The organism is Acidovorax sp. FG42, assembly GCF_057809195.1.
Genome location: NZ_JBMDJM010000023.1, coordinates 50,121 through 73,842, shown reverse-complemented (window position 1 = coordinate 73,842; position 23,722 = coordinate 50,121). Strand labels below are relative to the sequence as shown.

Genomic DNA, 23,722 nt, shown 5'->3' with positions numbered 1-23,722 from the left:
CTGTTTCATATCCCGCACCGTGCGGGGGTGGAAGCCGGTGGTGGCCAGCGCCGTGCACCGTGGGTCCTCGCTGACTCGCAGCACACAGCACTGGTCCCACCGGGTGGGTCAGTAATCCATCACATCAGGACGTGACACATTCGCCAAAGCCGCCACCGCCGGGGGTGGCGATCTCGAACACATCGCCCGGCTCCATCAGCGCCGCGCCAATGTGGCCCAGTTCCTCCACCTGGCCGTTGGCACGCAGCACGCGGTTGGCACCGGGCTTGCCGGGCTGGCCGCCCGCCATGCCAAAGGCGGGGTTCAGTCGCCCGTTGGACAGGATGCTGGCCGTCATCGCTTCCAGGAAGCGCACGCGCCGCACGCCACCGTCCCCGCCCGCCCAACGGCCTGCACCGCCCGAGCCGCGCTGGATCTCGTAGCTGTCGAGCACCACCGGGAAGCGGAACTCCAGCACCTCGGGATCGGTCAGGCGCGAGTTGGTCATGTGGGTCTGGACCACACTGGTGCCGTCAAAGCCGCGCACCGCACGGCCCGAGGCGTCCAGCACCGCACCCGCACCGCTGCCACCGGCAATGGTTTCGTAGTACTGGTACTGCGCGTTGCCGAAGGTGAAGTTGTTCATGGTGGGCTGGCTGCCCGCCATCACGCCCAGGGCGCCAAACAGCGCGTTGGTGATGCAGGTGGAGGTCTCCACATTGCCCGCCACCACCGAGGCCGGCGGGTTGGGGTTGAGCATGGAGCCTTGCGGAATGATGACCTGCAGGGGCTTGAGGCAGCCGGCGTTGAGCGGGATGTCGTCGTCCACCAGCGTGCGGAACACATACAGCACGGCCGCCATGCACACCGCACGCGGGGCGTTGAAGTTGTTCATCTGCTGCGGGCTGGTGCCTGCAAAGTCGATGACCGCGCTGCGCTCAGCCACATTGACCTTGACCGACACGCTGATCTGCGCGCCGTTGTCCAGCGGCAGGGTGAAGTTACCGTCCTTGAGCTGCGTGATCACACGGCGCACGGACTCTTCGGCGTTGTCCTGCACATGGCGCATGTAGGCCTGCACAACATCCAGGCCAAACTGGTCCACCATCTTCGACAGCTCCTGCACGCCCTTTTCGTTCGCAGCGATCTGTGCGCGCAGGTCCGCCAGGTTCTGCTGCGGGTTGCGGCTGGGGTATGGCGTGGTGCCGCCGCCCGTGGCCAGCAGGGTGCGCACTTCCTCTTCCAGAAAGATGCCCCGGTCCACCAGCTTCACGTTGTTGATCTGTACGCCTTCTTCATCGATGCGTGTGGAGAACGGGGGCATGGAGCCCGGTGTGGTGCCGCCAATATCCGCGTGGTGGCCCCGGCTACCCACATAAAACGTGGGCTCGTTGCCCTCGGCCACGTACACCGGGGTGATCACCGTCACATCCGGCAGGTGGGTGCCCCCGTGGTACGGGTCGTTGAGCATGTACACGTCGCCCGGGTGCATCTTGCCCGCGTTCTCGCGGATCACGGTCTTGATGCTCTCGCCCATGGACCCCAGGTGCACGGGCATGTGGGGCGCGTTGGCGATCAGGTTGCCTGCCGCGTCAAACAGCGCACAGCTGAAGTCCAGACGCTCCTTGATGTTGACCGAGTACGCCGTGTTCTGCAGTTGCAACCCCATCTGCTCGGCAATGTTCATGAACAGGTTGTTGAACACCTCCAGCAGCACCGGGTCCACCGTGGTGCCTGCGGCGTACTGCACCTTGCGGGCAGTGACGCGGTCCAGCACTAGGTGGTCCAGATCGGTCAGGCGCGCAGACCAGCCAGGCTCCACCACGGTGGTGGTGTTCTTCTCGGCAATGATGGCCGGGCCGGGGATCACGTCGCCGGGGTGCAGGTCCTCGCGCACCACCAGGGCCGCGTCGTGCCAGGCGCCGCCCGAGTACATCTGGACCACCTCGCGCTGCGGGTGCTTGCGGTGCGGGTGCACGGGCAGGCGCGGCTCGGCAGGGGCGTCACCGGCAATCATGGCTTCGACCGACACCGCCTCCACCACCAGGCCCTTGCCCGCCATGAGGAAGGCAAAACGCTGGCGGTAGGCGGCCTCAAAGGCTGCCTGGATGCAGGCCATGTCGCCAAACGGCACGACCAGGGCCGAGTCCGTGCCCTCGTAGCGCACATGCACGTTGTGGCGCACCTGCACGGGGTTGGTGCTGACCTGCTGGCGCTCCAGCTCGGCCTGCGCGGCAGCGCCCAGCGTATCCAGGCGCTCGGCGATCAAGGGCAGAGATTCAGCCGCCAGCGGCATCTCCACCGCCTGCTCGCGGATCACCGTTTGGTCAGCCAGGCCCATGCCGTAGGCGCTGAGCACACCAGCCAAGGGGTGCACGAACACGCGCGACATACCCAGGGCATCGGCCACCAGGCAAGCGTGCTGGCCGCCTGCACCACCAAAGCACTGCAGGGTGTAGCGCGTCACGTCATAGCCGCGCGCCACGCTGATCTTCTTGATGGCGTTGGCCATCTGCTGCACGGCAATCTGGATGAAGCCTTCGGCCACTTCTTCGGGCTTGCGCTGGGTCTGCGTCGCAATCTCTTCAAAGCGGGCGCGCACCGCGTCAGCGTCCAGCGTTTCGTTGGCTGCGGGGCCGAACACGCTGGGGAAATAACGGGGCTGCACCTTGCCCACCATCACGTTCGCATCGGTCACGGCCAGGGGGCCGCCCCGGCGGTAGCTCACAGGGCCGGGGTTGGCACCGGCGCTCTCGGGGCCCACGCGGAAACGGGCGCCATCGTAGGCCAGCACCGAGCCACCGCCCGCCGCCACAGTGTGGATACTCATCATGGGAGCGCGCATGCGAACGCCCGCCACGTGGGTCTCGAACTCGCGCTCAAAGGCACCCGCGTAGTGGCTCACGTCGGTGCTGGTGCCGCCCATGTCAAAGCCGATGACCTTTTCGTGCTCGGCCAGGCCCGCTGTGCGCGCCATGCCGACGATGCCGCCTGCAGGGCCGGACAGGATCGCGTCCTTGCCCTGAAACGTGCCCGCATCGGTGAGCCCGCCCGAGGACTGCATGAAGAACAGCTTAACGCCCGGCATCTCGCTGGCCACCTGCTCCACGTAGCGGCGCAGGATGGGCGACAGGTAGGCATCGACCACCGTGGTATCGCCCCGGCTCACGAACTTCATCATGGGGCTGGTTTCGTGCGAGGTGCTGATCTGAGTGAAGCCCACTTCTTGGGCGATGCGCTTGGCCGCCTGCTCGTGCTGCGTGTAGCGGTAGCCGTGCATGAACACAATGGCCACGCTGCGCAGCCCGCGACCATAGGCGGCCAGCAGGTCACCGCGCAAAGTGGCTTCGTCCAGGTTCTGCAGCACGCCACCATGGGCGCCCATGCGTTCGCGGGCCTCGATGACTTCGGTGTAGAGCAGCTCGGGCAGCTGGATGTGGCGGTCAAACAGGCGCGGGCGGTTCTGGTAAGCGATGCGCAGTGCATCGCGAAAGCCGCGTGTGGTGACCAGCAGCGTGGGCTCGCCCTTGCGCTCCAGCAGTGCGTTGGTGGCTACCGTGGTGCCCATCTTCACGCACTCCACCAGCGCGGGCGTGACGGGCTCGCCAGGCTTCAGGCCCAGCAGGTGGCGGATGCCCGCCACGGCGGCATCCTTGTACTGCTCGGGGTTCTCGGACAATAACTTGTGGGTGGTCAGGGAGCCATCGGGCCGCTTGGCCACGATGTCGGTGAAAGTGCCGCCCCGGTCGATCCAGAACTGCCAGCGTGGGGTGTGCGTTTGGGGTGTCATGGTGGTCATGTGTAGTGGCTCCGAGATAAAAAAATGGAAAGAGGTGGTGGCTGTGTGGCTAGGCGATGGCAAGGTGGGCGGGGGCCAGCCTTTGCATGACCTGCCACACGGCAGGAATGGGGGGTGCGGTGGCCAGAGCCCGCTCCACAGGGCACCAGGGGCTTGCCAGCGAAGCGGCCCAGGCCATCACGGGCAAGATGTCGGCGGGCGGCAGGGTCTGCATGGTGTCGATCACGATGCGAAGCTCCTGCGCCAGGCGGTTGCCGGGGGCAAATCGCCAGTGGTATTGGCCGCCCGCCACACACACGGCGCGGTTGTCCTTGGCCGTCATGGCCGACAGCCACAGGCAGTGAAAGTCGGCGCAGGCCGGGGCTGGAGGCTCGGTCAGGCAGAAGGTGTAGGCGTTTTCGTAAGCGCGGCCAAAGTTGCGCACCAGGGTCTCGGCAATGGCCTCGCGGCCCAGGGTGCATGCTGGGGCCTGCTCGTCGCCCTGGCGCATTTCCATCTGCAGCAGCGCACCACCGGCAAAGGCTTGCGCAATGAGGTGCGGGCGATTGAGATCCTTGGCGCGCAGGTACATCTCGATGGTGTCCGAGGGTGTGTGCATGGTGCTTCTCCTGAAAGGCGTGCAGGAAAGGTCAGCGCTGCGTGTAGTACGGGATGAAGATCTGGTTGGCCTCGCTGCCCACAGAGCGCACCCACTCGCGCGAGAACCGTTCGCCCAGGCGCTTGAGTTCGGCATCAAAATCTGCTGGCGCACGATCCACCTTGATGCCCTTGCGCTGCAGCTCGGCCACCGACTCTTCGGCCACCGCAGCGCTCATGGCCCAGCCGCGCGTTTCTGCCTCGGCGGCAGCCTTGGTCACCGCCTGGCGTGTGGGTGCAGGCAGCGCGTCAAAAGCCTGCTGGTTCACAAAAACGATGTTCTTGGGAAACCAGGCGTTGATGCCGTAGTACTGCTTGATCTGGCCCCAGACCTGGTTCTCGACCCCCGTGAGGGCCGAAGTGATCATGGAATCGAGCTTGCCCGCCGACAGAGCCTGGTTGACTTCCACCATCGGCACATCCACGGGCGTAGCGCCCAGCAGCTCGGCAATGCGCACGGTGCCGGGGTTGTAGGTGCGCATGCGCGTGCCCTTGAAGTCGGCGGATGAGCGCACGGGGTTGATCGAGAACAGCCCCTGCGGCGGCCAGGGCACGGCGTACAGCGCCTTGAGCCCCTTGCTGGCCATGTGCGACTCGATCAACGGGCGCTGCACGTCCCACATGCGCCGCGCGTCGGCATAGCTGCGCACCACAAAGGGCACGGCATCCGCCCCCGCAATGGGGATGTCCCGCACCAGGGTGGTCATGATGGTCTCTCCCGCCTGGGCCTTACCCTCCTGCACGGCCTGGGGGATCTCGTTCAGCTTGAACAAGGCGTTGTTGGCATGGACCTCGATGCGCAGAGCGCCTGCAGAGGCACGCTCCACATCCTGCGCAAACTGCACGAGATTGCGGGTATGAAACGTGTCCGCGCGGTAGCCCGTGGCCAGCTTCCACTGGGTCTGGGCGTGCAGCACCGGGGCCACGGCGAACGCGGCCAACAACACCAAGGTCTTCATGGGGAACTCCTGTGCGGACGTTTCAGGCGTGGGTGCGGGGGGTCAGCCCTGCATCTGGCGTGGCAGCCAGAGCACGACATCGGGCACGAAGTACGTCATCACGACGGCCACAATCATCAGAGCGAACAGAGGCAAGGCCGTGCGTGCAATCCAGGTCACTTCGCGCCGCGTCATGCCCTGCAACACGAAGAGGTTGAAGCCCACGGGCGGCGTGATCTGCGCCATCTCGACCACCAGCACGATGAAGATGCCGAACCACACCAGGTCAAAGCCTGCAGCCTCCACCGTGGGCAGCAGCACCGCAATGGTCAGCACCACCATGGAGATGCCGTCCAGGAAGCAGCCCAGCACAATGAAGAACACGATGAGCAGCAGCATCAGCGCAAAGGGCGACAGGTGCAGCGCCCCGATGAACTCGGCCAGGTGCCGTGGCAGGCCAATGAAGCCCATGGCCAGCGTCAGGAACGCGGCACCAGCCAGGATGAGGCCGATCATGCAGTACACGCGACAGGCGGCGACCAGCCCTTCCTTGAAGCGCTCCCAGTTCAGCGAACCCTCGATCTTGGCCAGGATCAACGACCCGGCCACACCCAGCGCCGCAGCTTCGGTAGCGGTGGCAATGCCGCTGTAGATGGCGCCCAGCACCACGACAATGAGCGACACGACGGGAATCAGGTGGCGGGAGGCATACAGCTTTTGCACAAAGCTGAGGCGGGCGTCAGGCGCAGGCACCTTGTCTCTGTTGAACAAGGCCCACACGATGATGTAGCCCATGAACAGCGCAGCCAGCATCAGCCCCGGAATCACCCCCGCAAGGAACAGCTTGGAAATCGATACGTTCGCCGCCACGCCGTAGACGATCATGATGATCGAAGGCGGAATGAGCAGGCCGAGAGTGCCGGCACCGGCCAGCGTGCCCACGGAGATGTCATCGGGATAGCCGCGCTGCTTGAGTTCAGGCAGCGTGATCTTGCCGATGGTGGCGCAAGTGGCGGCCGATGATCCCGAGATGGCGGCGAAGATGGTGCAGCCCACCACGTTGACGTGCAGCAGGCGGCCGGGCAAACGCTCCAGCCAGGGCGCCAGGCCCTTGAACATGCTGCTCGACAGCTTGCTGCGGAACAGGATCTCGCCCATCCACAAGAACAGCGGTAAAGCCGTCAGCGTCCAGCTGGAGGTCGACCCCCAGATGGTCAGCATCATGCTGTCGCCCACCGGCCGGTTGGTAAAAAGCTCCATGCCGACCAGAGCCACTGCCAGCAGTGACAGGCCGATCCACAGGCCCGACCCGAGCACAGCGAACAGCACAACGATCAGACCCAAAGCGATGATGACGTCCATGATGAGGTCTCCTGGATCGGGTTATTCGGAACGTGCGGCTTCGGACACAGCCATGAAGGCCGTCCCCTGGAAGCGCAACACCAGCGCATGGGCAAACGCCAGCGCAAAACCAATGCAGCCCATGGCCATGCTGATCTGCGGAATCCACAGCGGAGACGCGTCGGCCGCTGGCGAAATGTCGTGGGTGATGTAAGAGATCCACACCGAACGCACGGCATAGCAGGCGATGTACACGGACAGCACCAGCGCGCTGACCAGGCAGAACCACTCGAAGGCACTGCGCCAGCGGGCGGGCAGCCTGTCCAGGATGAGCGTCACGCGGATGTGATCGCCGTTTTGCAGCGTGCTGGGCAGCGCAAAGAACAAAGCGGCGGCAATGGCGTAACCCGCGTAGGCATCGAGCCCGTCGATGTTGAGGTGGATGACTTCGCGGGCAAAAACGCCCAGCGTGACTGCGCCGAACGCGGCCAGCATCGACAGGCCGGACAGCAGCATCAGCAGCCTGTAAAAATTTCGGACGAGCTTGTCCATGGCGTACTCCTGTAACGCTTGAAAAGAGGGGGAGCGGTAACGAGATTGAGGGGGTAGCGCGCGGTGCGCTACCCGGCCCCGTGGGGGCCTTCTGACATGTCCAGACGCGACTACTTCTTGCGGTAGGCGTCGATGATGGCCTGCCCCTCGGCCCCGGCCGATTTCACCCAGTCGGCGGTCATGGATTCGCCAATGCTCGCCAGCTCCTTCTTGATGCTGTCGCTGGGCTCGGCCACCGACATGCCTTTGGCCGACAGTTCCTTGATGAACTCCTTGTCCACACGTTCACTGGTGGCCCAGCCGCGTTCTTCGGCGGCAGCTGCGGCTTTGAGCACCGCGTCCTGCAGAGGCTTGTCGAGGGCGTCAAAGGCCTTCTGGTTCACCACAGTGGCATTGCGCGGCAGCCACGCGCTGACAGGGTAGAAGTACTTGACCTGCTCATACAGCTTGGACTCCACGCCGCTGGCGCTCGACGTCAGAAAGTTCTGCACCGTGTTGGTCGCCAGGGCCTGGCCCAGCTCCGACAGCTGGATCGTCACAGGCTGCGCCTTGAGCAGCTGGGCAATGCGCGTGGTGGCAGGGTTGTAAGCGCGCATCTTGGTGCCCGCAAAGTCTGCAGGCGTGCTCACCGGCTTGAGCGAATACAGCGACTGGCCGGGCCATGGCACCGAGAACAGCACCTTCACGCCCTGGGCGGCCAGCAGCTTCTCTTGTGCGGGCTTGGCGGCCAGGTACAGGCGTTTGGACTCTGCATAGGTGGTCGCCAGGAAGGGGATGGAGTCCACGCCAAACAGCGGGTTCTCGTTGGTAGCGCCCGACAGGATGAACTCGGCCGAAGGCACCTGCCCGGTCTGCACCGCGCGCTTGATTTCGTTGGCCTTGTACAGCGAACCACCGGGGTGCAGGGTGATCTTGAGCTTGCCGCCGGTGAGCTTGTCCACTTCATCGGCAAACTGCTGCACGTTCTGCGTCTGGAAGCTATTGGCGCCGTAGCCGGTGGGCAGGTCCCACTTGACCTGGGCCTGGGCCGCACACACGCTGAGGGCAGCCGTCATACACAGTGCAAATTTTTTCATGGGGAGACTCCTGGGGTAAGCCGCTTAGAAGCTGGCGAGTTGGTGGTTGAGAAGATCGGTGATCAGCATGCAACCCGGGGCATGGGTGATGCAGAAGGCCGGTTGGGCGCTGAGGATGGCGGACTGGGGTGTGACACCGCAGGCCCAGAAAACAGGGATCTCACCGGGCATCAGCGCTACGGCATCGCCATAGTCGGGCCGGGACAGATCGGCGATGCCGATGAGAGCCGGGTCACCAATGTGCACCGGTGCGCCGTGCACATTGGGAAACCGCGAGGTGACCTGCACCGCCCGAATCACATCTGCTGCAGGCATGGGACGCATGGTCACCACCATGGGGCCACCGAAGGGGCCCGCCGGCTCGGTTTGCACATTGGTGCGGAACATGGCTACGTTCTTGCCTTCCTCGACGTGGCGCAGGCGGATGCCTGCCTCGATCAATGCGAACTCGAACGAGAACGAGCAACCGAGAACGAAGGTGACCAAGTCAGAGCGCCAGAGGCTGGCGATGTCCGCCACCTCTTCCGACATTTCACCGTGACGCCAGATGCGATAGAGCGGCACATCGCTGCGAATGTCGATGCCCTTGCCCAGTGAAGGCAAGGTGAACTGTCCGGGCTCACTGACCGCCAGCACAGGGCAAGGCTTGGGGTTGCGTTGACAGAACCGCAGGAAGTCACTGGCGAGCACCTCGGGCAGGATGACGACGTTGCCCTGAACATGGCCATCTGCAAGGCCACTGGTGTGCGATGTCCACAGGCCCTTGCGGATGGTGTCACGGACATGGATCGGGTTGCTGGCACCTTCAGGGCCAAACACCGCGAGCGAATTTTCTTGAACGAAGTCCACCGTTTTTCCTTGCATTGAGAAATGTCAATTGCATGACGTTGGGCAGATTGTGTTGGGGTGTGAACGACCCTGGCAAATTCAAAAAATTTCTATCACGTCATCGATTTTTTCCATGCACTCCATTGGGGAGATGCGAACCATCTTGGTGCCAAGGGAAAACCCCGAGAGAAAATTTACGGGTAAACCCTGACGCCACCGGACCATTGGAATGCCGGAGAAAAAAACGTATGCCGAGCGCACCCGCCAGGGTGCGTCGAGATGTTTTGACAGAAGGCTCAGCCCTTGCGAGGGCGGCGGGCTGGCGCGGGCTGTTGCTGCTCAATGAAGTCCAGCGCCGAACGCACCACGGCCTCCATGGCGGGCGATGAAGGGTCTTCGCGGTAGCTCACGTGAATGGGCAGTGGCCGCAATGCCGTATCGCACGCCAGGGCTCGCAAGTCAGGGAACGCCAGCAGGCGCTGCACTGCCAGACGTGGCAGCGTGGCCACGCCAAAGCCGCCTTGCACCAACTGCACCATGGCAGAAATCGACGAGATGGTGTGCACGCAACGCGGCTCTACCTGGGCCTGGCGCAACGTGTCGAGCAGGGACACGTGCGGCTGCGAGCCGCGCTGGAAAGTCAGGATGTCAGCGCCTGCAAAATCTTCCAGCGCATAGCGACGCTTGCGGTGCGTTTTGCTGTTGCCCACAAACACCATCTCCATGGGCGTCACCGCCTGGCTACGGATGCCATCCGCCGCCGCCGGCAGGGCCGCGAACACGGCATCCAGCGTGCCGCGGCGGACCTGGTCGAGCAACACCGGGGTGGTCTCCACCGTCAGCTCCAGCTCCAGCAACGGGTTGTCCTTGCGCAGCTGTTCCACCCACGGAATGAGCCATGAGTGCAAGACCGATTCGATGGCCCCCAGGCGGATCGACACCTCCAACGGTCCGCCCGATCCCATCTCGGATTTGAGCTGGCGCTGCAGCTCCAGCATGCGCTTGGCATACACCAGGAACCGGGCACCGGCCACCGTGAGTTTGAAATGCTTGTCGCGCCGGTCCAGCAATAGCACGCCCAGCTCTTCTTCGAGCGCGGAGATGCGGCTGGACATGGCGGACTGGGTCAGAAACAGCTTCTCGGCAGCGCGTGTCACGCTCTTGAGAGAGGCCACCCAGTAGAAGGCTTCGACAAAACGCAGGTTCATGGTGTTCTTCGGAAGGGCTGGGTGTGCTTTTACTCAAACAGCTCTGCGCACTGCCCAGACGGGCGCACTGCGATGGTGCGCGGTGTGGAAATCCAGCCGCCTTTTTCCGGCAGACACCGCGCTGTAAAAGCGATTGTGCCGTCGCATTTCAAGGTCACAACGCAGAACTGCTCGCAGTTGGGGCGCTGGCCAAAAGTGCGTTGCCAGTTATCTGCAAGAAATCTCCGGCGTCTTGCCACGCCACATGAACGGCCTACCCGGTGAACAAGGGCAGGTCTGCCTTCTTCAAGGTCCGCAGCACAAAGCTGGAGCGGCTGTGCCGTATGCCTTTAATCTTGTAGAGCTTCTCGCGCAGCAGGCGCTCGTAATCGCGGGTGTCCTTGACGACGATGCGCAGCAGGTAGTCGTAGTCACCGGAGACCAGGTGCGCCTCGATCACTTCGGGAATGCTGGCCAGTGTCTCGCCAAACTTTTCGAGTGTGTTGTCCGAATGGCTGTCGAGGGTGACCTGCACCAGTACCGTGTCGGCCAGGTCAAGGGACTGAGGATTGATGCGCACCGTGTAGCCCTGGATGACACCCGCCTCTTCCATCTTTTTGATGCGCCCCCAGCAGGGCGACGGGCTCAGGCCCACGGTCTGCCCTATTTCTTGCAGGCTGGCGCGAGCGTTGGCCTGCAAGACAGCGAGAATTTTTCTATCCAGTCGATCCATCGGCCTGATTATTCAGCAAATCATTCAGATGCAGAAAATTATTCTGCATGTTCAACAGAATGCGCCAAATTCAGCAAATTCATCTGCAGCACCCGGCGCATACTTCTTCCATCAAGGCGCTCTTACCGGAGCGCACAAATTGACAAGGCCCCGGCTGGTTACCGCCAGCACGGGGCCCTTGGCATTCCAGATGCCTCCACACACTGAATAGTGAATAGCCGCTTGCATCCGTCGGTGGCGTGCGGACTACGTACGGGCCTCAACCGCTCCGCTCCAAGGAGGTGTCGCCAATGCAACTGCAAACGCCGGGTGACCCAGTTGATAAGCACGCTTACCAGCACAAACCCGGATGCCTGCGGCCATGCTGCACCGCCATAATTTGACCAAGGCCAGGGGCGGCTCTGCCAGGAGCCCAAGTGCCCCAATCCCGTGCCCCAACATCAACAGGAGACACCATGCAATTGACCAAACTCGTCGTTGGACTGAGCCTCGCGCTCGGCTTTGTGGCCACCGCTGCTGCGCAGACCACCATGCGCATCAGCATCTCGACGGCCCAGAACTCCCACCAGGGTGTAGCCATCGACACGTTTGCCAAAGAGGTCGAAAAACGCACGGGGGGCCGCTACAAGATCCAGACGTTCTACAACGGCGCCTTGGGAGGCGAGCGCGAATCGATCGAAGCCGTGCAACTGGGCACCCAGGAACTGGCCTTCAGCTCCACAGGCCCTGTGCCCAACTTTGTGCCCGAGACCAAGATCCTGGATGTCCCCTTCCTGTTCCGCGACAAAGCCCATGCACGTGCGGTGCTGGACGGTCCTATCGGCCAGGACCTGCTGTCAAAGTTCGACGCCAAGGGTTTCAAGGCACTGGCCTGGGCCGAGAACGGCTTCCGCCACATGACCAACAGCAAGCGCGACGTGAAGGAGCCCGGTGACCTGAAGGGCCTGAAGATGCGCACCATGGAAAACCCCGTGCACATTGCCGCGTACAAGGGCTTTGGCATCATCACCACGCCCATGGCCTTCCCTGAAGTGTTCACGGCGCTGCAACAGGGCACGGTGGACGGCCAGGAGAACCCGCTGTCCGTCATCATCTCGGCCAAATTCGACCAAGTGCAAAAGCACCTCACCCTCACCGGCCATGTGTATTCGCCCTGCATCTTCGTGATGAACAAGGCAGCTTTCGACAAGCTTTCGGCAGCCGACAAGCAGGCCTTCATTGACGCAGCCAAGGAAGGCACCAAGGCCAACCGTGCACGTGTGGACGAAGACGACGCCAAGGGCGTGGCTGACCTGCGCGCCAAGGGCATGACCGTGATCGACAATGTGGACAAGGCCAAGTTTGTGGCGGCTCTGGCCCCTGTGAACGCCGAGTTTGAAAAGCAGTTCGGCAAGGCTGCCATCGACAAGATCCGCGACGTCAAGTAATTTGGGTCTTTGCTATTACCTTTGTAGCTAATAACGCCCGTAGCCATTGCGCTATCGGGCGTTTTTATTCTTGAGCCATCGCTGGTTCTGATCACCTCCTACCTGCCCATGGTCGGCATCGCCCCATGAAAAACGCTTTTCTTACCTTTGAGCGATGGACCACCTTCATCGCCATGCTGGGCGCTTGCGCCATGTTGACCCTGGCCTCGGCCCTGGGCATGTTCCAGATCGTGACGCGCTTTGTGCTGGAGCAGCCCGCCGAATGGACCGAAGTGCTCATCCGCTTCAGCCTGATCTGGATGGTGTTCCTGGCCATCCCGGCCGCGTTTCGCCAGGGCGCGATGGTGAGCGTGGACGTGCTGTACCGCTGGAGCCCGCCACGCATCAAACGGGTGCTGGACTGGGTGGTCGCACTGGCGGCCCTGGCCCTCATCGGCATCATCATCTGGTACGGCTGGGACTACGCGCAGCGCGGTGGGGTGCAGAGCATGGCCGGGCTGGAGTCCGTGTCCATGTTCTGGGCCTACCTCGCCATGCCGGTGGGGGGGCTTTTTTGCATCGTCGGCATCATTGGCAACCTCATTGATCCCCTGCGTATGGAACTGGAGACTGCTCAATGAACGCCGCGCCGAGCCGCCTCAAGCCAGTGAACGGCCCCCTTGGGGGGCAGCAAGGACATGCAATGCCGAGCGTGGGGGTCCAACTATGAGTTTGGTCATGATTTCAACGATGGTGCTGTGCTTTGCACTCACCGTCTCGGTGGCTGTGTCCATCGGTTTGGCGTCCATCCTGGGCATCCAGGCCTCCAACGCGAACATGCTCATCTCCGTCAAGGAGATGTTCGGGGCCATCAACAAGTTTCCGCTCGCAGCCATCCCCTTCTTCATCCTCGCGGGCAACCTGATGGAGACCGGAGGCATCTCGCGCCGTTTGGTGGAGTTTGCCAAGAGCATAGTCGGCGGCGTGCAGGGTGGCCTGCCCATGACCTGTGTGCTGACCTGCATGATCTTTGCGGCCGTGTCCGGCTCGTCGGTCGCCACCACGTTTGCGATTGGCGCCATCCTGATTCCCGCACTCATCAAGCATGGCTACCCCACCAGCTACGCTGCCGCGCTGCAGGCTACCAGTGCCGAGTTGGGCGTGATCATCCCGCCCTCCATTCCGATGATCCTGTACGGCGTGAGCGCCGAGGTGTCGATTGGTGAGCTGTTCATCGCCGGCTTCGGCCCCGGGCTGCTGATCAGCGCCGCATTGATGCTGTTTGTCTGGCTGTACTGCAAGTACAAGGGCTGGGGCAAAAACGACGGCGATGGGCGCATGCCCTTTGGCAAGGCCGCGCTGCAGGCGGGCTGGGCGCTGCTGATGCCGGTGATCATCCTGGGCGGCATCTATGGCGGCGTGTTCACCCCCACAGAGGCATCAGCCGTCGCCGTGTTTTACGCGTTGGTGGTGGGCATCGTCATCTACCGCGAGATCAAGCTCAAGGACCTGTTCGCCATCCTGCGCAAATCGGCCATCTCGTCGGCGGTGATCATGTTCATCATTGCCAACGCCGGCTTGTTTGCATTCCTCATTACGCGCGCGGGCGTGCCCGATGCCATCGGCCGCTGGCTGGAGGCGGTTCTGCAGTCCCCAGCCCTCTTCCTGCTGGGCGTGAACGCGGCACTGTTTGTGATCGGCATGTTCATCGAGACCAGCGCGGCGATCATCGTGCTGGCCCCCATCCTCGCGCCTGTGGCCATGCACTTCGGTGTGGACCCCGTGCACTTCGGCCTCATCATGGTGGTGAACCTGGCGCTGGGCATGATCACGCCCCCGTTCGGAGTGAACCTGTTTGCTGCCTGTACGGTGGCCAGAATCTCCTTGGACCGGATCATCAAGCACCTGCTGCCGTTCGTCGGCGTGATTCTGGTGTGCCTTTTGATCATCACCTACGTGCCATCGATCTCGTTGGCACTTCGGGATCTGATCTACGCAAAGTAGTTAGAATCGCCCGGTCAGGAGAGAGTGCTCCGTCTTGTCCCCAGGACGCGCAGCACCGCCGAAGGCGCAGGCACCCGCCGAACGCTCAGGCAAAAGGACTGGCAACCGCCCGCAGCGATGCGGGCGTTCCCTTGCTGGAGAGAGATGGCCCCACAGTAAAAATCTGTGTGCAGGCCATCCACCGAAGGAGCAAACCGTATGGCCAGCCAGGGCGCTGCGGTGAATCTCTCAGGTAAAGCGGACAGCAGGGCAAATCCCGTGGCCACCATTTGGCTGCGGCCCCCATTTGCCCCGGAGTTCCGCCATGTCAGCCACTGCCCCCCTGCTCACCACGCCTCTGAACGCCCTGCACATCGAGCTGGGCGCCCGCATGGTGCCTTTTGCAGGCTATTCCATGCCCGTGCAGTACCCCTCAGGCCTGATGGCCGAGCATGTGCACACCCGCACTGCCGCCGGCCTGTTTGACGTGTCGCACATGGGCCAGCTCAAACTCATTGGCGCCGATGCTGCCGCAGCGTTTGAAACCCTGATGCCCGTGGATGTGATCGACCTGCCCGTGGGCAAGCAGCGCTACGGTCTGCTGCTGACCGACGAAGGCACGATCATTGACGATCTGATGTTCTTCAACCAGGGCGTGGTGGATGGCGAGCCCACCTTGTTCGTCATTGTCAACGGCGCCTGCAAGGTGGGCGACATTGCCCATATCCAGGCCCACATCGGCCAGCGCTGCAAGGTGGTGCCCATGCCCGACCACGCCCTGCTCGCTCTGCAGGGCCCACAGGCCGTCACCGCCCTCGCCCGCCTCGCGCCCGGAGTGGAAAAGCTGGTGTTCATGACCGGTGGAGCATTCAACATTGCTGGCTGCGACTGCTTTGTGACCCGCAGCGGCTACACCGGCGAAGACGGCTTTGAAATCTCGGTGCCCGCTGCGCAGGCCGAGACGCTCGCCCGCGCCCTGCTGGCCCAACCCGAAGTGAAACCCATCGGCCTGGGCGCGCGCAACTCGCTGCGCCTCGAAGCAGGGCTGTGCCTGTATGGCAACGACATCGACACCACCACCACGCCCCCCGAAGCCGCGCTGAACTGGGCCATCCAGAAGGTGCGCCGCACCGGTGGCGCGCGTGCAGGCGGCTTCCCCGGTGCCGACAAGGTGCTTGCACAGATCGACAACCCCGCCACCCTGGCGCGCAAGCGTGTGGGTCTGGTCGCGCTGGAACGTGTGCCGGTGCGCGAGCATACCGAACTGCAGAGCACGGACGGCCAGAAGATCGGCGAAGTCACCAGTGGCCTGCTGGGCCCCACGGTGAACGAACCTGTGGCCATGGGCTACGTCACGCCAGCTTTTGCCGCCATCGGCACCCGTGTCAACGCCATCGTGCGCGGCAAGGTGGTGCCCATGGAAGTGCGCGCCATGCCGTTTGTGCCGGCCAATTACTACCGCGGCTGATTTCATCAGCGAAGCGCAGAAGCTGCGCCCGCTTACATTGCAGATTCCTTTACTTTTTTCCTTTGCTTGAGGAGCTTCCCATGACGATCAAATTCTCCAAAGACCACGAATGGATCAATGCCGCTGACGCTAACGCTTCGGTGGTGGGCATCACCGTCCACGCGCAGGACGCTCTGGGCGACGTGGTGTTTGTAGACCTGCCCGAAGTGGGCAAGAGCTTTGCCCAGGGCGAAGTGGCAGGTGTGGTCGAGTCCGTGAAGGCCGCCGCCGATGTGTACATGCCCGTCTCTGGCGAAGTGGTCGAAGTGAACGAAGCCCTGCGTGCCGACCCATCCCTTGCCAACAGCGACCCGCTGGGCGCTGGCTGGTTCTTCAAGGTCAAGCTGGCCGACGCGAGCCAACTCGACGCCCTGCTGGACGAAGCTACCTACACCGAGTTCGCCAAGAACGCCTGATCCCTGCTGACTCAGAGGGCATGGCGCCGGGCCATGCCCGGCCCGCCGCCCTGTCGCGTGCGCGCTCTATTCCCGGCACCGCCCCCAACCCGCTGCGACCTACGAGACTGCCCCATGCTGATGCAATCCGCCACCCCCCTTGGCGCGCTTGAAAACGCCACCGAATTCCTGCCCCGCCACATCGGCATCGACGCGGCCGACGAAGCGCACATGCTGTCGGTGATCGGCGAGGCCTCGCGCCGTGCGCTCATCGAATCCATCGTGCCGCGCTCCATTGCACGCAGCCGGGGCATGGACCTGCCTGCGCCGCTCACCGAAGCGGCCGCATTGGCAGAACTCAAGGCCATCGCGGGCAAGAACCAGCTGCTCAAGAGCTTCATCGGCCAGGGCTACTACGGCACGCACACGCCCGGCGTCATCCTGCGCAACATTCTGGAGAACCCCGCCTGGTACACCGCCTACACGCCCTACCAGGCCGAAATCTCCCAAGGCCGCATGGAGGCCCTGGTCAACTTCCAGACCATGGTGTGCGACCTGACGGGCATGCCGATTGCCAACGCATCCATGCTGGACGAAGCCACCGCCGCCGCCGAGGCCATGACGCTGGCGAAGCGCTCGGTCAAGAGCAAGAGCAACGTGTTTGTGGTGGCGGGCGACGCCCACCCGCAGACCATTGAAGTCATCCAGACCCGCGCCAAGCCCCTGGGCCTGGAAGTGCGCCTGGCCAATTCGGCCGAAGAATGGAACACCCTGCTGGACGGCGACTACTTTGCCGTGCTGGCCCAATACCCCGCCACCAGCGGCCGCATTGACGACCTGCGTGCCGACGTGGAAAAGGCCCATGCCAAGCAAGCTGCCTTCATCGTGGCGGCCGACCTGCTGGCGCTCACCCTCATCACGCCACCCGGCGAACAAGGTGCCGACATTGTGGTGGGCACCACCCAGCGTTTTGGCATGCCCATGGGCGCCGGGGGCCCCCACGCTGCCTACATGGCCTGCCGCGACGAATTCAAGCGCAGCATGCCTGGCCGCCTGGTGGGCGTGAGCGTGGACGTGCATGGCAAGCCCGCCTACCGCCTGGCCCTGCAAACGCGCGAACAGCACATCCGCCGCGAAAAGGCCACCTCCAACATCTGCACGGCCCAGGTACTGCCCGCCGTGATCGCCAGCATGTACGCCGTGTACCACGGCCCCGAAGGCCTCAAGCGCATTGCACAGCGCGTGGCTGCCTATACCGCCGTCCTGGCCCAGGGCCTGAAGCAGCTGGGCGCCCCAGTGCGTGAGCAGGCGACCTTCGACACGCTGAGTCTGCACACCGGCGCCGCTACCAAATCCATAGCTGCTCGCGCAGTGCAGATGGGCGCCAATCTGCGAATTTACTTTGAAGAGTACCTGTGCATCTCGCTGGACGAGACCACCACACGCGCCGACATCGAGCTGCTCTGGAAGATCTTCGCCAAGGACGGCCAGGCGCTGCCCACCTTCGATGCGTTTGAAAAGGGCGTGGAGCCGCTGATCCCCACCGAGCTGCGCCGCGCAAGCAGCTACCTGACGCACCCGGTGTTCAACACCCACCACAGCGAGACGGGCATGCTGCGCTACATCCGCCAGCTGTCCGACAAGGACCTTGCACTGGACCGCAGCATGATCCCGCTGGGCTCGTGCACCATGAAGCTCAACGCCACCAGCGAGATGATCCCCATCACCTGGCCCGGGTTCGCCAACGTGCACCCGTTCGCCCCCGCGGACCAGCTGGTGGGCTACAAGGAGCTGGACGAGCAGCTGCGCGCCTGGCTGTGCCAGGCCACGGGCTACGCGGGCATCAGCCTGCAGCCCAACGCGGGCTCGCAGGGCGAATACGCTGGCCTGCTGGCCATCAAGGGCTACCACGAGTCGCGTGGCGAAGGCCACCGCAACATCTGCCTGATCCCCAGCAGCGCACACGGCACCAACCCCGCCAGCGCCCAGATGGTGGGCATGCAGGTGGTGGTGACGGCCTGCGATGCCAATGGCAACGTGGACCTGGTGGACCTGAAAGCCAAGTGCGAACAACACAGCGCCAACCTGGCCGCCGTGATGATCACCTACCCCAGCACGCACGGCGTGTTCGAGACCAGCGTGAAAGAGCTGTGCGCCCTGGTGCACAGCCACGGCGGCCGCGTGTACGTGGACGGCGCCAACATGAACGCACTGGTCGGTGTGGCCGCCCCCGGCGAGTTTGGCGGCGACGTGAGCCACCTGAACCTGCACAAGACCTTCTGCATCCCCCACGGCGGTGGCGGCCCCGGCGTCGGCCCCGTCTGCGTGGTGGAAGACCTTGTGCCCTTCCTGCCCGGCCATGCCACAGCGGGCGTGGCAGGCGGCGTGGGCGCCGTCAGCGCTGCCCCGCTGGGCAACGCTGCCGTGCTGCCCATAAGCTGGATGTACATCCGCATGATGGGCGCCGAAGGCCTGCAGGCGGCCACCGAAACCGCCATCCTGAGCGCCAACTACATCAGCGCACGCCTCAAGGACCACTACCCCACGCTGTACGCGAGCGAAAACGGCCATGTGGCCCACGAGTGCATTCTGGACCTGCGCCAGCTCAAGGACACCAGCGGTGTGATGGCCGAAGACGTGGCCAAGCGCCTCATTGACTACGGCTTCCACGCGCCCACGCTGAGCTTCCCGGTGCCCAACACGTTGATGGTGGAGCCCACCGAGAGCGAAACCCTGTTTGAGCTGGACCGCTTCATCGACGCGATGATCGCCATCCGCGACGAGATCCGCCAGATCGAAGCAGGCAAGCTGCCGCAGGACAACAACCCGCTCAAGAACGCCCCGCACACCGCAGAAAGCCTGCTGAGCGGCGAGTGGAACCGCCCCTACACCCGCGAAGCGGCTGCCTACCCCGTGGCTGCACTGCGCAGCAACAAATACTGGTCGCCCGTGGGCCGCGTGGACAACGTGTGGGGCGACCGCAACCTGAGCTGCAGTTGCATCCCGGTGAGCGACTACGCCTGACCCTGCCATAGCGACCCCGGCGGCGCGTCCGCTGCCGTGGCTCTTGGCCTTCCAAGCCCTGGCGCTCGCGTGCCCAGGGCTTTTTTCGTGGTGCCGCTCCCACAGGCCGTGGCACGAACGCGCATAAGATCGCGGGCTGCGTTGTGATTCACTCTTTCAGGAGCCCCCTTTGCGAAACCTCTTGTGCCTCTTGCTCGCCACCGTTGTGATGGCCCCCGCCGCCATGGCCCAGACCTCCAAGCCCGTCACAACGGCCAGCGGCTTGATTTATGAATCACTCAAAGACGGCACGGGCGAATCGCCCAAGGCCACCGACACGGTCAAGGTGCACTACAAGGGCACGTTCCTCGACGGCAAGGAGTTCGACAGCTCCTACAAGCGCGGCGAACCCACCTCGTTCCCGCTCAATCGCGTGATCCCTTGCTGGACCGAAGGCGTGCAGCGCATGAAGCCCGGTGGCAAGGCCAAGCTGACCTGCCCACCTGCCATCGCCTATGGTGCAGCCGGTGCGGGCGGCGTGATTCCCCCCAACGCCACGCTGAACTTCGAGATCGAGCTGATCTCCGTCGGCCGCTGATCCCATGCTGCTGAAGGTCGGCGACCTCGCGCGGCGCACCGGGCTCACGGTGCGCACGCTGCACCACTATGACGAGGTCGGACTGCTCAAGCCCTCGGGCCGGTCGGACGCAGGGTACCGCCTGTACAGCCAGGCTGACGTGCAGCGGCTGCATGGCATCCAAACCATGCGCCAGATGGGCCTGGCGCTCAGCGACATTGCCGAGCTGCTGGCGGGCGACGGGGTAGCACCCGAGCGCATCATCGGCCAGCAGATCCGCGCGCTGGACCAGCAGATCACCCAGGCCACAGAGCTGCGCGGGCGCCTGACCATGCTGCGCGACGGTCTCATGGCGGGTGCCGAGCCCGACATGGGCAACTGGCTCGAAGCGCTGGCGCTGATGACGACCTATGGCAAGTACTTCAGCACCACCGAACTCAAGCAGATCTTCACCAACTGGAGCCTGATCGAGGCCGACTGGCTCATTGTGAAAGACTTGGTGCGCAGTGCCATGGACCGCCAGCTGCCACCCGATTCGCCCGAAGTACAGGCATTGGCCTACCGCTGGATGGCGCTGATGCTGCACTGGATGGGGGGCGACCTCGATCTGCTGGAACGCTGGGGCCACATGTTCCGCACCGAGCCCAGCGCCCAGGGGCGCAACCATGCGCCGCCCGGTGACATGATTGCCTATGTGGAGGCCGCCATCGATCTTCGCCTGGCATTGCTGATGAAATACCTGACCCGCGACGACCTGCGTACGCTGGGCCATGTGCCGCACACCGCCTGGTCGGCGCTGGAACGCGATGTGCAACAGTTGCTCGACCGCCAGATACCCACCCACCACGCCGACGCAGCGGCTGCGGCCCTGCGCTGGAACGCGCTGTTCAACCAGCTGACACGCAACGATGCGCAATTGCGCCACAAGCTGCTCACGGCGTCGGCCAACGAGCCGCTGTTGCAGGCCGGCTCGCCGCTGAGCGCGCCTGTGCGTGCCTACCTGCAGGCAGCGCTGGCACAGGCGATGCCAACGCCTACTTGGACCGCTGCAGCTGCCGCCCCTGAGGCGGCCACACCGTCGCCAAAAAGCCACTGAAAGTGCTTGACCCTCACGCAACGTGAGGCCTCACAGTCGGTCCCCATGAACGGATCGACACCCTCTTCCAGCAGCTCCGGCCCCACCCGGCGGCTGCACGCGCTGGACAACCTGCGCGCCACCATGATGTGGCTGGGCATCGTGCTGCATGTCTCGGTGCTCTACATGAGCCGGCCATCGCCCCTGCCCTGGCACGACGACCAGTCCAGCCCCATGGCGGACCTGCTGGTGGCGGTGATCCATGCCTTTCGCATGCCCTTGTTTTTCATCCTCGCCGGGTTCTTCGTGGCGGCACTGGTCCAACGGCACGGGCTGGCTGGCATGGTGCGCAACCGGCTGCGCCGCCTGGGACTGCCCTTTGCGCTGTTCTGGCCGCCGCTGTTCGTGGGCTGCGCGTTGCTCGGGCTGATGTTCCTGCACCGCATGGCCTATGGCACCTGGGGCGTGGACCGTAGCTTGCTATCCCGGGGCCCCAACGTGCCCCAGGGTCCGCCCACCATGCACCTGTGGTTCTTGTGGATGCTGTTGTGGCTGGCGCTGCTGACGCCCGTGGCATGGACAGCGGTGCGAGTCTTGCCACACAAGATGCAGCAGGCCCTGCAACGCAGCGCCCTCTGGCTGGGTGGCACGCCCACCGGTCTGCTGGCGCTCACCCTGCCGCTGGCCTGGATTGGCGCGGGCTACGACCACGGCATCGTCACGCCCAGCGGTTCCTTTCTGCCGCCGCTGGCGGAATGGATACACAACGGACTGTTTTACGGCTTTGGCCTGTGCCTGTATGTGCACCGCAAGGCGCTGATGACACGCTATGAACGGCACTGGCCTGCGCTGGCGGGCCTGGGGCTGGTGGGCTTTCTGCTCACCGCGCTGCTGGCAGAGGTGCTGGCTCAGCCCGAGGCATCGGCCTTTGTGCTGGTGCTGGTCACCGGGGCGTTTACCGATCTGCTGGCCGCGCCCGTATCGGCCACGCGCCACCTGCAGTTCTGGATGGCGCTGGCCTACAACAGCGCGTCGTGGCTCTGGAGCTTTGCGTTGATCGGGCTGTTTCTCCGCCATGTGGGCCAGCCCCGCGCCTGGCTGGCCTACCTGGCCGACAGCTCGTACTGGGTGTACCTGGTGCACCTGCCACTCACGATCGGCCTGGGTGCGCTGCTGTACGGCCTGCCTATCCCAGCCCTGGCCAAGATGCTGATCAACGTGCTGGCCACAACGGCCCTGTGCCTGACCAGCTACCACCTGTTTGTGCGTTTTACCGCGGTGGGCCGCTTGCTCACGGGGCGCACGCACACCCGTCATTCTTTGGGAGACCTCGCTCATGCGACCTGATACCTCACCCCGTCCTGCCCCCTTACCCGGCGCAGGCCCTGCAACCCCACCCGCAGACCCGCGCGCCGCGCTGCTAAAGGACCGCAACTTCCGCTGGATGATTGGCGGCTCAGCCCTGTCCATGCTGGGCGACCAGTTCACGCTGATCGCGCTGCCCTGGCTGGTGCTCCAGATGACGGGCGACACGCTGGTGCTGGGCACCGTGCTGGCCCTCATCAGCGTGCCACGCGCGCTGTTCATCCTGATCGGCGGCGCGCTGGTGGACCGCCATTCGCCCAAGCAGGTGCTGATGATCACCAAATACGTCAACCTGGTGCTGCTGGCCGCGCTGGCTGGGCTGGTGTTTGCTGGCACGCTGTCGTTGTGGATGGTGTATGCGCTGTCGCTGGGCATTGGGTTGGCCACGGCCTTCAGCATTCCGGCCGGCACGGCCATGATGCCGTCGGTGGTGGCACGCCCCCAGCTGCAGGCCGCCAACGGCATCAGCCTGGGCCTGCGGCAGCTGACGATGTTCCTGGGGCCCTTGCTCGCGGGGCTGTTGATTGCACTGTTTGGCGCCGGTGGCGCGGCCCACACCGCTGCGGATGCGCCAGCACACGCCAACGCCACTGGCATCGGCATCGCCTTCGCGCTGGATGCGCTGAGCTTCGCCGTGTCGGCCTGGACGCTGTCCAAGGTGCAGCCCCTTGTAGGCCTTGCGGGCCTTTCCGCCCCCACGGTCGCGCCACAGGCGGTGCTCGCATCGGTGGCGCAGGGCCTCGGTCACTTCTGGCGTGACAACGAGCTGCGCACCTGCTTTTTGTACTGGAGCGCCATTGCCCTGTTCATCATGGGTCCCATCCATATCGCCATTCCGGTGCTGGCCAGCAGCAGCCCCCAGCTCGGTGCCGCCGCCTTCGGCATCATCGTGGGCGCCCATGGTGCGGGCACGCTGCTGGGCATGGTGGTGTCGGGCATGGTGCCCCGGCTGCGGTTCGGCAGCCTGGGCATGACCATCCTGGCGTTCGACGCCATCATTGGCGCGCTGTTCATGCCGCTGGGCCTGATCACCGCCGTGTGGCAGGGCGCGGTGCTGATGCTGGTCATCGGCCTGCTTGGCGGCTTCATGCAGGTGAGCGTGTTCACCTGGATCCAGCACCGGGTCCCGCCCGCCCTGCTGGGCCGCGCGATGAGCCTGTTCATGTTCATCTTCATGGGCCTGGCACCCATCTCGGCCGCCGTCACCGGCTGGGTGATGAAGAGCATCACGCTCACCCAGCTGTTCGCGGCCAGCGGCGGAACGCTGGTGGTGCTGGCGGCACTGGCCTTTGTGCTCACACCCATGCGCCGCGTGACGGATGCAGCGCCCGCCACACGCTGA

General features: G+C 64.1%; 19 protein-coding genes and 2 riboswitches. Of the genes, 10 read left to right on the top strand and 9 right to left on the bottom strand.

The genetic code is table 11. From position 1 onward, the window contains the following. Positions 1 to 124: 124 nt before the first annotated feature. The 9 genes from ACODSM_RS20490 to ACODSM_RS20450 all read right to left on the bottom strand — a co-directional run bounded on the left by ACODSM_RS20490 (position 125) and on the right by ACODSM_RS20450 (position 11,069). A complete protein-coding gene (locus ACODSM_RS20490; protein ID WP_488806704.1) occupies positions 125 to 3,778 on the bottom strand; it encodes a hydantoinase B/oxoprolinase family protein in 3,654 nt (1,217 codons plus the stop codon). Positions 3,779 to 3,827: 49 nt separating this feature from the next. Next, entirely contained in the window at positions 3,828 to 4,376 is a 549-nt protein-coding gene (locus tag ACODSM_RS20485; protein ID WP_488806703.1) for a hypothetical protein, read from the bottom strand. Positions 4,377 to 4,407: 31 nt separating this feature from the next. Then, positions 4,408 to 5,373, bottom strand: a complete 966-nt coding sequence (locus ACODSM_RS20480; RefSeq protein ID WP_488806702.1) for a TRAP transporter substrate-binding protein — start codon at positions 5,371 to 5,373, stop codon at positions 4,408 to 4,410. Positions 5,374 to 5,415: 42 nt separating this feature from the next. After that, entirely contained in the window at positions 5,416 to 6,714 is a 1,299-nt protein-coding gene (locus tag ACODSM_RS20475) for a TRAP transporter large permease (RefSeq protein ID WP_488806701.1), read from the bottom strand. A 21-nt stretch (positions 6,715 to 6,735) separates the two neighbouring features. Continuing rightward, positions 6,736 to 7,245, bottom strand: coding sequence for a TRAP transporter small permease (locus tag ACODSM_RS20470; protein WP_056640579.1), 510 nt, complete (start codon positions 7,243 to 7,245; stop codon positions 6,736 to 6,738). A gap of 110 nt (positions 7,246 to 7,355) precedes the next feature. Beyond that, positions 7,356 to 8,321, bottom strand: a complete 966-nt coding sequence (locus tag ACODSM_RS20465) for a TRAP transporter substrate-binding protein (protein WP_488806700.1) — start codon at positions 8,319 to 8,321, stop codon at positions 7,356 to 7,358. 24 nt (positions 8,322 to 8,345) lie between these two features. Further along, positions 8,346 to 9,140 (bottom strand): putative hydro-lyase, encoded by a 795-nt coding sequence (locus ACODSM_RS20460; RefSeq protein WP_488806722.1) that lies wholly within the window; start codon positions 9,138 to 9,140, stop codon positions 8,346 to 8,348. A gap of 305 nt (positions 9,141 to 9,445) precedes the next feature. After that, entirely contained in the window at positions 9,446 to 10,357 is a 912-nt protein-coding gene (locus ACODSM_RS20455; RefSeq protein WP_488806699.1) for a LysR family transcriptional regulator, read from the bottom strand. Between the two features lie 253 nt (positions 10,358 to 10,610). Continuing rightward, entirely contained in the window at positions 10,611 to 11,069 is a 459-nt protein-coding gene (locus ACODSM_RS20450) for an Lrp/AsnC family transcriptional regulator (protein WP_488806698.1), read from the bottom strand. A 455-nt stretch (positions 11,070 to 11,524) separates the two neighbouring features. On the opposite strand from ACODSM_RS20450, the gene ACODSM_RS20445 reads away from it, so the two are divergent. From ACODSM_RS20445 to ACODSM_RS20400, 10 genes are all read left to right on the top strand, one after another. Next, a complete protein-coding gene (locus tag ACODSM_RS20445; RefSeq protein ID WP_060986836.1) occupies positions 11,525 to 12,496 on the top strand; it encodes a TRAP transporter substrate-binding protein in 972 nt (323 codons plus the stop codon). A gap of 125 nt (positions 12,497 to 12,621) precedes the next feature. Then, positions 12,622 to 13,116 (top strand): TRAP transporter small permease, encoded by a 495-nt coding sequence (locus ACODSM_RS20440; RefSeq protein ID WP_060986835.1) that lies wholly within the window; start codon positions 12,622 to 12,624, stop codon positions 13,114 to 13,116. An 85-nt stretch (positions 13,117 to 13,201) separates the two neighbouring features. Then, positions 13,202 to 14,479, top strand: a complete 1,278-nt coding sequence (locus ACODSM_RS20435; RefSeq protein WP_488806697.1) for a TRAP transporter large permease — start codon at positions 13,202 to 13,204, stop codon at positions 14,477 to 14,479. A gap of 5 nt (positions 14,480 to 14,484) precedes the next feature. Further along, positions 14,485 to 14,590, top strand: a riboswitch (glycine riboswitch). A gap of 13 nt (positions 14,591 to 14,603) precedes the next feature. Beyond that, positions 14,604 to 14,734: riboswitch (glycine riboswitch) on the top strand. A gap of 49 nt (positions 14,735 to 14,783) precedes the next feature. After that, positions 14,784 to 15,926, top strand: coding sequence for a glycine cleavage system aminomethyltransferase GcvT (gene gcvT, locus ACODSM_RS20430; RefSeq protein ID WP_488806696.1), 1,143 nt, complete (start codon positions 14,784 to 14,786; stop codon positions 15,924 to 15,926). An 80-nt stretch (positions 15,927 to 16,006) separates the two neighbouring features. Next, the gene (gene gcvH / locus ACODSM_RS20425) at positions 16,007 to 16,381 is read left to right on the top strand and encodes a glycine cleavage system protein GcvH (protein WP_108625643.1); all 375 of its coding nucleotides are present in this window, start codon (positions 16,007 to 16,009) and stop codon (positions 16,379 to 16,381) included. Between the two features lie 114 nt (positions 16,382 to 16,495). Next, positions 16,496 to 19,384, top strand: a complete 2,889-nt coding sequence (gene gcvP, locus ACODSM_RS20420; protein WP_488806695.1) for an aminomethyl-transferring glycine dehydrogenase — start codon at positions 16,496 to 16,498, stop codon at positions 19,382 to 19,384. A 208-nt stretch (positions 19,385 to 19,592) separates the two neighbouring features. Continuing rightward, positions 19,593 to 19,961, top strand: coding sequence for an FKBP-type peptidyl-prolyl cis-trans isomerase (locus tag ACODSM_RS20415; protein ID WP_291444767.1), 369 nt, complete (start codon positions 19,593 to 19,595; stop codon positions 19,959 to 19,961). A gap of 4 nt (positions 19,962 to 19,965) precedes the next feature. Then, a complete protein-coding gene (locus ACODSM_RS20410; RefSeq protein WP_488806694.1) occupies positions 19,966 to 21,036 on the top strand; it encodes a MerR family transcriptional regulator in 1,071 nt (356 codons plus the stop codon). Positions 21,037 to 21,081: 45 nt separating this feature from the next. Beyond that, a complete protein-coding gene (locus tag ACODSM_RS20405) occupies positions 21,082 to 22,362 on the top strand; it encodes an acyltransferase family protein (RefSeq protein ID WP_488806693.1) in 1,281 nt (426 codons plus the stop codon). After that, entirely contained in the window at positions 22,352 to 23,722 is a 1,371-nt protein-coding gene (locus ACODSM_RS20400) for an MFS transporter (RefSeq protein WP_488806692.1), read from the top strand. The genes ACODSM_RS20405 and ACODSM_RS20400 overlap by 11 nt, the downstream gene beginning before the upstream one ends.

Coding starts and splice junctions, on each gene's coding strand:
- gcvT (WP_488806696.1), top strand. CDS start 14,784: ATGTCAGCCACTGCCCCCCTGCTCACCACGCCTCTGAACGCCCTGCAC.
- ACODSM_RS20410 (WP_488806694.1), top strand. CDS start 19,966: ATGCTGCTGAAGGTCGGCGACCTCGCGCGGCGCACCGGGCTCACGGTG.
- ACODSM_RS20465 (WP_488806700.1), bottom strand. CDS start 8,321: ATGAAAAAATTTGCACTGTGTATGACGGCTGCCCTCAGCGTGTGTGCG.
- ACODSM_RS20475 (WP_488806701.1), bottom strand. CDS start 6,714: ATGGACGTCATCATCGCTTTGGGTCTGATCGTTGTGCTGTTCGCTGTG.
- ACODSM_RS20405 (WP_488806693.1), top strand. CDS start 21,082: ATGAACGGATCGACACCCTCTTCCAGCAGCTCCGGCCCCACCCGGCGG.
- gcvH (WP_108625643.1), top strand. CDS start 16,007: ATGACGATCAAATTCTCCAAAGACCACGAATGGATCAATGCCGCTGAC.
- gcvP (WP_488806695.1), top strand. CDS start 16,496: ATGCTGATGCAATCCGCCACCCCCCTTGGCGCGCTTGAAAACGCCACC.
- ACODSM_RS20485 (WP_488806703.1), bottom strand. CDS start 4,376: ATGCACACACCCTCGGACACCATCGAGATGTACCTGCGCGCCAAGGAT.
- ACODSM_RS20445 (WP_060986836.1), top strand. CDS start 11,525: ATGCAATTGACCAAACTCGTCGTTGGACTGAGCCTCGCGCTCGGCTTT.
- ACODSM_RS20440 (WP_060986835.1), top strand. CDS start 12,622: ATGAAAAACGCTTTTCTTACCTTTGAGCGATGGACCACCTTCATCGCC.
- ACODSM_RS20415 (WP_291444767.1), top strand. CDS start 19,593: ATGGCCCCCGCCGCCATGGCCCAGACCTCCAAGCCCGTCACAACGGCC.
- ACODSM_RS20480 (WP_488806702.1), bottom strand. CDS start 5,373: ATGAAGACCTTGGTGTTGTTGGCCGCGTTCGCCGTGGCCCCGGTGCTG.
- ACODSM_RS20455 (WP_488806699.1), bottom strand. CDS start 10,357: ATGAACCTGCGTTTTGTCGAAGCCTTCTACTGGGTGGCCTCTCTCAAG.
- ACODSM_RS20490 (WP_488806704.1), bottom strand. CDS start 3,778: ATGACCACCATGACACCCCAAACGCACACCCCACGCTGGCAGTTCTGG.
- ACODSM_RS20470 (WP_056640579.1), bottom strand. CDS start 7,245: ATGGACAAGCTCGTCCGAAATTTTTACAGGCTGCTGATGCTGCTGTCC.
- ACODSM_RS20400 (WP_488806692.1), top strand. CDS start 22,352: ATGCGACCTGATACCTCACCCCGTCCTGCCCCCTTACCCGGCGCAGGC.
- ACODSM_RS20450 (WP_488806698.1), bottom strand. CDS start 11,069: ATGGATCGACTGGATAGAAAAATTCTCGCTGTCTTGCAGGCCAACGCT.
- ACODSM_RS20435 (WP_488806697.1), top strand. CDS start 13,202: ATGAGTTTGGTCATGATTTCAACGATGGTGCTGTGCTTTGCACTCACC.